Genomic DNA, 9,566 nt, shown 5'->3' with positions numbered 1-9,566 from the left:
GCGGCTGCCGCTGCTCGGCACGGCGGTGCGGACGGCCGAGACCCTCGCGCTGTACGGCGGCCTCGACGCCGCCGTCCCCGTCACGCCCCTCCTCGGCTCCGCCGCACCCGACGGCCTCGGACTCGGCGCGGACGGCCCCGCCCACTGGCACCTCCCGGCACCCCGGCCCCGGGTCTCCCGATGAGCCGGGCGAAACCGGTGATCGACTGCGACGCCCTGGTCATCGGCTCCGGCGCCGGCGGCAGCGACGCCGCCCTCGGCCTGGCCCAGGCCGGACGCCACCCCCTCGTCCTCGAAGAGGGCCCCCGGGTGACCACCGCCGAGATCGCCGCCTCCACACCCGCCCAGAACCTCCGCCGCCTCTACCGCCACGCCGGCCTGGCCCCCATCCACGGCCGGCCGGTCATCGCCTTCGGCGAAGGCTGCTGCGTCGGCGGCACCACCGTCGTCAACGGCGGCCTGCTCTGGGAACCGCCCCCCGACCTGCTCGACCGCTGGGCCGACCGGGCCGGCACCGACGGCTACCGCCGCACCGACCTGGACCGCCACCTGCGCGAGATCACCCGCCGCCTCGGCGTCGCCGCCCAGCACCCCGGCGACGGCAACCGCGACTCCCGGCTGCTCGCCGACGGCGCCGAACGCCTCGGCTGGCACTGGGCCACCGCCCGCCGCGCCGCCCCCGGCTGCTCGCACGCCAACCGCTGCCCGACCGGCTGCCCCTCCGGCGCCAAACAGAGCATGCTGCTCAGCTACCTGCCCGCCGCCGAACGCCACGGCGCGCGCGTCCACCCCGGGACCAGGGTGCTGAGACTGCGCCACCGCGGCCGCACCGTCACCGAGGTCCACGCCCTGGGCCCCGACGGCGAACCGGTCGCCTACCGGCCGCGCACCGTGGTGCTCGCCGCCGGGCCGGTCGGCAGCCCCGCCCTGCTCCAGCGCAGCGGCATCCACCGCCGCCACGCCGGCCGGCGCACCGCCGTCCACGTCAACCTCAAGGTCGTCGCCCGCTTCCGGGAACCCGTCCGGGCCACCCGGGGCACCATCTTCACCGCCCAGCTCCAGCACTTCCAGGACGAGGGCCTGCTGGTGATGCCCGCCAACCTCACCCCCGGCGCCCTCGCCGCCGCCCTGGCCGGCCACGACCCGGACACCGTCCGCACCCTGCTGGCCGACCTGGACCGGGTCGCCCTCTTCACCGCCCAGGTCCGGGTGGAAGGCCCGGTCGCCGTCACCGCCCTGCCCGGCGGCCAGACCCTGCTGCGCCACCGCCTCACCCCCGCCGACGGCCACCTGCTGCGCGCCGCGCTGCACCGCACCGCCCGCCTGCTGCTCGCCGCCGGCGCCACCGAGGTCCACCCGCCGTTCCCCGGCCCGCCGCTGCGCACCGAGGACGAGGCCCGGCGGAGCGCCGACCACAGCGCCCTCGCCGACTGGCCGCTGGTCTCCGTCCACGCCATGGCCTCCTGCCCGATGGGCGCGCCCGCCCGGGGCGGACTCTGCGACCCGCTCGGAAGGCCGTACGGCTTCGACAACCTCCACCTCTGCGACGCCTCGGTGCTCCCGGGCGCGACCGGCATCAGCCCCCAGGGCACCGTGATGGCCTTCGCCCACGAGATCACCGAACGCCTGCTGCAGACCACCCGACGGGAGAACACCCGATGACGCGTGACCAGGCACCGCACCGCCCCCCGGGCGTGATCGAGCCGGACGGCCCGGAGGTGACCTGCGACCTCGCCATCCTCGGCTCCGGCATGGGCGGAGCCACCCTCGCCTACGCGCTGCGCGACTCCGGCGCGCGGATCCTGGTCGTCGAACGCGGCGACTTCCTGCCGCGCGAACAGCAGAACTGGAACCCGGAGGCCGTCTTCGTCCAGGGCCGCTACCGCAACGGCGACCAGTGGCAGGACGCCCAGGGACGGCCCTTCCAGCCCGGCGTCCACTACTACGTCGGCGGCAACACCAAGGTCTACGGCGCCACCCTGCCGCGCTTCCGCGAGACCGACTTCGGCCCGGTCGCCCACGCCGAGGGCGACTCACCCGGCTGGCCGGTCGACTACGCCGACGTGGAACCCCACTACGGCCGGGCCGAGGACCTCTACCGGGTGCACGGCACCCACGGCGAGGACCCCACCGACCCCTGGCGCTCCACCGACTACCCCCACCCGGCCGTCGAGCACGAGGCCGCCGTCGCCGACCTCGCCCACCGTCTGCGCGGCCAGGGCCTGCGCCCCTTCCACCTGCCGACCGGCATCGACCTGCGCGAGGGCGGCGACTGCGTGCGCTGCGGCACCTGCGACAGCTTCCCCTGCCTGCTCGGCGCCAAGAGCGACGCCGACGTCCGCGCGCTGCGCCCCGCCCTGGCCGCCGGCGTCCGGCTGCTGACCCGCACCCTGGTCGGCCGGCTGTACGCCGACGCCGCCGGACGGGTGACGCACGCCGTGGCGACCCGGGACGGCACCGAGCTGACGATCCGCGCCGAGCGCTTCGTGCTCGCCTGCGGCGCCGTCAACACCGCCGCGCTGCTGCTGCGGTCGGGCCTCGCCAACGGCTCCGGCCGGGTCGGGCGCAACTACCTGGTGCACAACAGCACCTTCCTGGTCGCCGCCGACCCCGCCCGCCGCAACCGGGCGGTCTTCCAGAAGACCCTCGGCCTCAACGACTGGTACCTCGCCCGGGGCGGCCGGGCCCCGCTGGGCAACGTCCAGCTGCTCGGCAAGCTCCAGGAGCCGATGGTGCGCTCGGCCAGCCCCAACGTGCCCGCCGCGGTCCGCCGCTTCGTCACCGACCGCAGCCTCGACCTCTACCTGACCAGCGAGGACCTGCCGAGCCTGGACAACCGCGTCGTGCTGGACGCGGCCGGGCGGATCACCGTGCACTGGCGGCCCAACAACCTCCGCGCCCACCACGAGCTGGTCCGGCGCACCACCCGCACGCTGCGCGCGGCCGGCTACCCGCTGGTGTTCACCCGGCGGATGGGCATCGAGACCAACTCCCACCAGTGCGGCACGGCCGTGATGGGGACCGACCCGGCCACCAGCGTGGTCGACCCGGCCGGTCGCACCCACCAGCACGACAACCTCTGGGTGGCGGACGCCTCGGTGTTCTGTTCGTCGGCGGCGGTCAACCCGGCCCTGACCATCGCCGCCAACGCCTTCCGGATCGCCGGGGGAGTGCTGGCCTGAGGCCGCGTCGGCGGGCCCGGCCGTTTCAGCCGCTCCACCCGGCGGCCGGGTCCGGCAGGTCGCGGTCCAGCAGGTCGCGGGCCAGCAGGGCCGCCCCCAGGCAGCCGGCCTCGTACGCCAGCTCGGCGGGCCTGACCTCCGGCATCACCTGGAAGACCAGCCGGGCGGCCAGCCGCTCGCGCACCGGCGCGAACAGTAGCTCGCCCGCGCCCGCCAGCCCGCCGCCGAGCACGATCGCGGACGGGTCGAACAGGGTGACGGCGACCGCCAGCGACTCGGCCAGCACGTCGACCGCCTCGGACCACACCCGCACCGCGTCCGGGTCGCCCTTGCGCGCCAGCGCGGCCACGCCGGCCGCGTCCGTCGGCCCGTCCGGCCCGGTGCCGGCCAGCTCGCGGTAGTGGCGCAGCACGGCCGGTCCGCCCACGATCGTGGAGACGCAGCCGCGCTGCCCGCACCCGCACGACTCGCCGCCCGGTCGCACGATCAGGTGTCCGAGCTCGCCGGCCTGCCAGTGCGCGCCGCCGAACGGCCGCCCGCCGACCATCACGGCGGCGCCGACGCCGGTGCCGATCGGCACGAAGAGGAACACCTCGTGCCCGCGGCCCGCGCCGAGCCGGGCCTCGGCGATGCCGCCGGCCCGTACGTCGTGCCCGAGCGCCACCGGCACGCCCGCGCGTTCGGCCACCAGCGCGCGCAGCGGCACGTCCCGCCAGCCGAAGGAGGCCGAGAAGACGGCGACGCCGGCCCGTTCGTCGACGATGCCGCAGCTGGCCAGGCCGACCGCGCGGACCGGCGTGCCGCGCTCCTCGGCCGCGGCCTGCGACTCGGCGACGACGTCCAGCACGGTCTCGACCACCGCCTCGGCCCCCCGCCGGGCACCGGTGGGCCGGCGGGTGGTGGCCAGCGTGGTGCCGTCCGGGCCGAACAGGACGGCCTTGACGACGGTGCCGCCCAGGTCCACGCCGAGGACGACACCGCCGTCCGCCGGGCTCGTCGGGGGAGTCACTCGGCGAGCTGCTTGGTGCTGAACGGGATGACGACGCGGTGGTTGACCTCGTCGCCGTGGACCGGGTGGCCGTCGGGGGAGAGCATCGAGTAGGCGGTCACCCGCGCGCGGTAGATCCGGATCGGGGAGTCCCCGGCGAAGTCCCGCGGCGGGCGGAAGCGCCGGGCCCGGGTGGCCTCGTCCGGGTAGCGCCGCCGGTAGTACAGGTCGCATCCCTCGGCCAGCTCCTCGCCCTCCAGTACCTCGGCCCGCGCCAGCGCGTAGAGGGCGTCGCCGCCCCCGCCGGCCGGGCTGGAGTCGTAGATGATCAGCGAGACCACCGGGTTGGCCGCGATGTTCCGCGAGTGGAGGGTGTCCAGGCCCGACTGCCAGTAGAAGCCGTCCTCGTCGTCCCAGGCGTGGGCCACGGCGGTGACCCAGGGCACGGCCTGCGGCGAGGCGGTGCCGAGGGTCAGATAGCGGGTGGATCGGAGGAGCTCGCGTGCGGTGGTGCGGAGTTCGTCGTCCGAGCTGGGCACAGTGCCTCCGGTTCGGTGTCGGTTGCTCCACCGGGCGTCCTGCGGCCGGGCGGCAGTGACGCCGGTTCTTCGCGTCCCTACTGTACCGACGCCTGGTGTTGGTCAGTAGAGGGCCGCGCCGCCGGGCTGAGGACGGTCTGCAACGTGCCGCCCCGGGCGACGTTGACCACGCTCCCGGCACTGACCCGGCTGAAGTGGCCGACGACGCGGTGGTCGAGGACGGCGACGCACAGGTCCCGGGTGAGGGCGCCGACGGTGCCGGGGGCGACGCGTTCCTGGACCAGCCAGCCCCGGTGGCGGGGGGAGCGTACGAGCTCGGCCCAGTCCTCCGGGCCGTGCTCGCACCCGAGGCGCACGGTGTTGCCGAAGTAGCCGTAGGGGGCCTTGAGGACCAGCCGGGCGCGCCCGGCGACGGCCTGCCCGACGGTGACGCCGTCGCCGAGCTTGCGGCTCCAGGGCACGATGCTCCGCAGGGCCTCGCGGTGCCCGGGCGGGAACAGGTCCTCGAAGCGGGGGTCGGACAGCACCGCCAGGCAGAGCTTGTTCTCCGCCACCCAGCGCTGGGCGAGGACGTTGGGGATGACCAGCTCGCCGTCGGTCACCGCCGCGCAGAACCGGTCCCAGCCCTGGACGGGGCGCGGGTCGGCCGGGATGTGCTTGAGGTGGCCCAGCCGGAGCCCGGTGCCGGGCGCGTAGTCGGCCGGGTGCAGCATGGCCGCCGTCCGGCCGCCGCGCCGGGCCTGCGCGGCGATCAGGTGGCGGTCGCGGTTCCCGCCTCCGGTGTGGAAGAGCCCCAGGTGGCGGGTCTGTTGCTCGGTCAGGCCCCGGGCCCGGCCGTGCGCCACCAGCCAGGCGGTGAACCAGTCCTGCTCCTCGAAGCGGGTGGGCGGTACCCGCCAGGAGTCGAGGACGGCGCCGATCTCGGGCGTCCGGCGCCAGAACCGGGCCACCGCGCCCGCGCCGAGCAGGCTGCCGGGGCTGCTGGCGTTGAACTCCAGGATCCGTGCGGTGCCCAGCCGGTCGCCGAACAGGTCCAGCCGGCAGAGGTCCACGGTGAGGGACTCCGGGTGCGGGTGGCGCGCGATCCAGCGGTGCAGGACCGGCGGCACGTCCAGGAAGCGCTGGAGGAGGGCGTGTCGGGGGTAGGCCCGGACGATCCGCTCCAGGCAGTCCACGGCGGTGAGGACGCGCCGGTGCAGCAGCGGCCCGGCCGCCGGGTGCAGCACGCTGACGGCCGGCGGGACCGGGAAGGGCGTGGGCGGCGGGGAGGAGATGAGGACGCCCTCCTCCAGGACGCGTCGGCGGACCCGGTCACGGGCGGTCAGCAGCGCGGCGCGCAGGGGGTGCGGGGCGGTGCCGGGAAAGTCCGTCAGATCGCGGTCCGGGTCGAAGAGCGGCAGGTCGTCCACGGGCCGTCCTCAGAGGTAGAGCGGGTGGAGGCGGCCGGTGCGGGCGACGTTGAGCCGCGCCTCGTGGCCGGTGCGGACGAAGGCGGAGACCAGCCGGCCGTTGACGGCGCCGAGCGCCAGGTCGTGGTGGACGGGGGGTCCGTCGGGGCCGCCGCGCAGGCGCGGGCTGGGCAGGTACTCCTGCACCAGCCAGCCCTGGGAGGCGGCGCGGGCGACGGCCTCGGCCCAGGCGGCGTCGCCGGTCTCCGGGCCGACCACCACGCCGCGCCCGTTGGCGTCCAACGGGCTCTTGAGGACGTGCCGTCGGCGCCCGCGGGTGATCCGGCGGAGGGTCGGGCCGTCGCACAGGGCGAGGTTGCGCGACCACGGGACGGCGGGCTGGACGAGCCGGTGGTCGGCCGGGTCGAAGAGGCCGGCGAAGCGGGGGTCGGAGAGGACGGCGAGGCAGAGCTTGTTGTCGCCGATGACGCGGGCGCGCAGGCCGTTCTGCACGAACAGGGCGCCTTCGCGCACGGCCCGCAGATACGGGCCCAACTCGCCGGCCAGCTGCTGGAGGTCGCGCATGCCGATCTTGGCGTAGGCGTGCCGGACCGGCTCGCCGTCCAGGGTGGCGGCGCCGTCCGCTCCGGTGCCCAGTTCGCGCGGGTCGGCGTGCAGGACCCGGACGCCGAGGGCGCCGAGGCCGTCCTGGTAGGAGCGGACGGCGTTGCGGTCGGCCCGGTGCGGATACAACAGCGTGACGGTGTCCGGGCGTTGGCCGGTGTGCTGTTCGGCGAGGTCGAGCAGCCAGCGGCCGGTCCACGCGTCGTCGTCGGCGGGCAGCGGGCCGGGCAGGCCGATCCCGTGCCGGGTGAGCAGCGGACGCCAGGCGGCCCGGGCCCGGCCGACCACGGCCAGTCCGCCGGGGCCGTTGGCGTTGGTCTCCAGCACGCCGAGCCGGCCGTCGGGTTGGGGCAGCAGGTCGAGCCGGATCAGGTGCACCCGGGTGTCCCGGGCGGCGGCCGCCTGGGCACGCAGCGACTCGGGGAGGGTGAGCACCCGGCGCAGCCGCGGATCGTGCTCCCAGGCGGCCACGACGGCCTCGATCATGCGGTGGTAGGCGGCCGTGAAGGCCTCCAACTCCTCGCGCGCGCCGGGGCGCAGACACAGCGGGAGCCCGAGCGGTCGGGCCTTCCCGGCGGCCGGGTCGCCGACCGTGTGCGCCTCGGCCAGCGTCCGCCCCTCCGGCGTCGCGGCCACGGCGGTGACCTGCCGGGTGAACTCCTCGTCCAGTCCTGACCAGCCCGCGCCGTCGGCGTCGATGTCATCGGCCATGAGCAGCACCCGCCCCTCAACTGCCGGAACGCCCGGATGGCGCACCGAGGGTAGTGGTACCGCTACTCCGCCCCAAGTAGGCATTGGTCCAGACCTATTGACGGGCCTTGCCGTCCCTCCTACGATCCGGACCGGCACATCCCCACATGTCCCCACCCAGAGCCGGGCGTCACGCCCCCACAGCGACGGTCATGCCCAATGACTCCCGGCGGGAAGCGAGCACAGCATGTTCCGTCGCAGGTCGCGTACCCCACAGCCGCCGCGGGCGGTCGTGGAACGCGCAGCGCAGACCCACCGGACCAGCGGCACCCCGGCGGGGGCGAGCGTCGCGCGGCGCTCCCTGGCCGCGGTGAGCGCCGCCGTCGTGGTCGGTGCCGGTCTCGCCGTGGCCGGCACCGTCACGGCCGGCGCCGCCACCCCCAACCTGGTCGCCAACCCCGGCTTCGAGAACGGGCTTTCCGACTGGACCTGCGCGGGCGGCGTCGGTGCCACCGTCAGCAGCCCGGTGCACGGTGGCACCTCGGCGCTCAAGGTCTCCCCGACCGGCCAGGACCAGGGCCAGTGCACCCAGACCATCAGCGTGCAGCCCAACTCCCAGTACACGCTGAGCTCTTACGTCCAGGGCAGCTACATCTACCTGGGCGCCACCGGCACCGGCCTCACCGGTTCGACGTCCACCTGGACGGCGAGCGCCGCGTCGTACAGCAAGCTCAGCACCACCTTCTCCACCGGCGCGAACACCACCTCGGTGACCGTCTTCCTGCACGGCTGGTACGGGCAGCCCGCGTTCCACGCGGACGACGTCGAGCTGGCCGGCCCCGGCGGCACCACCACGCCGCCGACCACCCCGCCGACCACGCCGCCCACGACGCCGCCGACCACCCCGCCGACGACGCCTCCCACCACCCCGCCCACCACCCCGCCCACCACGCCGCCGACCACCCCGCCCGGCTCCACCTGCCCGACGAAGCCCAAGCCCGCGGGCAAGGTCCTCCAGGGCTACTGGGAGAACTGGGACGGCGCCTCCAACGGCGTCCACCCGGGCATGGGCTGGACCCCCATCAACGACAGCCGGATGGCCGCGCACGGCTACAACGTCATCAACGCCGCCTTCCCGGTGATCCTCTCCGACGGCACCGTCCTCTGGGAGGACGGCATGGACGCCACCGTCAAGGTGTCGACCCCCGCCGAGATGTGCCAGGCCAAGGCCGCCGGCGCGACGATCCTGATGTCGATCGGCGGCGCCGCCGCGGGCATCGACCTGAGCTCCAGCACCGTCGCCGACAAGTTCGTGGCGACCGTCGTCCCGATCCTGAAGAAGTACAACTTCGACGGCATCGACATCGACATCGAGACCGGCCTGTCCGGCAGCGGCAACATCAACACGCTGTCCGCCTCCCAGTCCAACCTGATCCGCATCATCGACGGCGTGCTCGCCCAGATGCCGGCCGGCTTCGGCCTGACGATGGCCCCCGAGACCGCGTACGTCACCGGCGGCAGCGTCACCTACGGCTCGATCTGGGGCTCCTACCTGCCGATCATCAAGAAGTACGCCGACAACGGCCGGCTGTGGTGGCTGAACATGCAGTACTACAACGGCAGCATGTACGGCTGCTCCGGTGACTCCTACCAGGCCGGCACGGTCCAGGGCTTCACCGCGCAGACCACCTGCCTCAACAACGGCCTGACCATCCAGGGCACCACCATCAAGGTGCCCTACGACAAGCAGGTGCCCGGCCTGCCGGCCCAGCCCGGCGCGGGCGGCGGCCACATGGCGCCGAGCCTGGTCAGCCAGTCCTGGAACGCCTTCAACGGCCAGCTGAAGGGTCTCATGACCTGGTCGATCAACTGGGACGGCTCCCGTGGCTGGTCCTTCGGTGACAACGTCAAGTCCCTCCAGGGCCGTTGACCTCCGCTGAGGTGACCCAGGAGTGACGGCGGGGCCCCGGGTCTTCCCGGGGCCCCGTCGTCGGTCCAGCGCCGGTTCAGCCGTCGGACGGGGCGGGCAGGGGCAGCAGCACGTGGAAGACGCAGCCCCGGCCGGGGGAGGTGTCGAGGGTGATCCGGCCGCCCTGGGCGGCGACGAAGGTGGTGCCGTGGCCGACGAGGTCGGCGAGCACGTTGCCCTGCTTGT

The 9,566-nt window shown here is 75.0% G+C and carries 8 protein-coding genes; 4 read left to right on the top strand and 4 right to left on the bottom strand.

Annotation, left to right across the window (positions count from 1 at the left end):
• The 3 genes from ABD308_RS15740 to ABD308_RS15730 all read left to right on the top strand — a co-directional run.
• Positions 1-184, top strand: a 184-nt coding sequence (locus tag ABD308_RS15740; protein ID WP_344333992.1) for a hypothetical protein, incomplete at its 5' end; no start/stop codon positions are given.
• Positions 181-1,662 carry a GMC family oxidoreductase N-terminal domain-containing protein gene (locus ABD308_RS15735; RefSeq protein ID WP_344333991.1) on the top strand — a complete coding sequence of 494 codons (1,482 nt, stop codon included), beginning with the start codon at positions 181-183 and terminating at the stop codon, positions 1,660-1,662. The genes ABD308_RS15740 and ABD308_RS15735, both read left to right, overlap by 4 nt.
• Positions 1,659-3,182, top strand: coding sequence for a GMC oxidoreductase (locus tag ABD308_RS15730; RefSeq protein ID WP_344333990.1), 1,524 nt, complete (start codon positions 1,659-1,661; stop codon positions 3,180-3,182). The genes ABD308_RS15735 and ABD308_RS15730 overlap by 4 nt, the downstream gene beginning before the upstream one ends.
• Before the next feature lie 25 nt (positions 3,183-3,207).
• On the opposite strand, the gene ABD308_RS15725 is transcribed toward ABD308_RS15730, so the two are convergent.
• From ABD308_RS15725 to ABD308_RS15710, 4 genes are all read right to left on the bottom strand, one after another.
• Positions 3,208-4,191: an ROK family protein gene (locus tag ABD308_RS15725; RefSeq protein WP_344333988.1), complete on the bottom strand. Its 984-nt coding sequence runs from the start codon at positions 4,189-4,191 to the stop codon at positions 3,208-3,210.
• Positions 4,188-4,709: a pyridoxamine 5'-phosphate oxidase family protein gene (locus ABD308_RS15720; RefSeq protein WP_344333987.1), complete on the bottom strand. Its 522-nt coding sequence runs from the start codon at positions 4,707-4,709 to the stop codon at positions 4,188-4,190. The genes ABD308_RS15725 and ABD308_RS15720 overlap by 4 nt, the downstream gene beginning before the upstream one ends.
• A gap of 77 nt (positions 4,710-4,786) precedes the next feature.
• Positions 4,787-6,118, bottom strand: a complete 1,332-nt coding sequence (locus ABD308_RS15715) for an ATP-grasp domain-containing protein (protein ID WP_344333986.1) — start codon at positions 6,116-6,118, stop codon at positions 4,787-4,789.
• A 9-nt stretch (positions 6,119-6,127) separates the two neighbouring features.
• Positions 6,128-7,432, bottom strand: coding sequence for a hypothetical protein (locus ABD308_RS15710; protein WP_344333985.1), 1,305 nt, complete (start codon positions 7,430-7,432; stop codon positions 6,128-6,130).
• 349 nt (positions 7,433-7,781) lie between these two features.
• Here ABD308_RS15710 and ABD308_RS39695 point away from each other — a divergent pair, with 349 nt between their 5' ends.
• Complete coding sequence (locus ABD308_RS39695) at positions 7,782-9,341, top strand: carbohydrate binding domain-containing protein (protein ID WP_425554778.1); 1,560 nt, start codon at positions 7,782-7,784, stop codon at positions 9,339-9,341.
• Positions 9,342-9,566 lie beyond the last annotated feature (225 nt).

The sequence above is a fragment of the Kitasatospora putterlickiae genome, assembly GCF_039527695.1.
Classification (GTDB): Bacteria; Actinomycetota; Actinomycetes; order Streptomycetales; family Streptomycetaceae; genus Kitasatospora; species Kitasatospora putterlickiae.
Note: the sequence above shows the minus strand (reverse complement) of the source record. Positions and strands in the feature narration are given on the sequence as shown.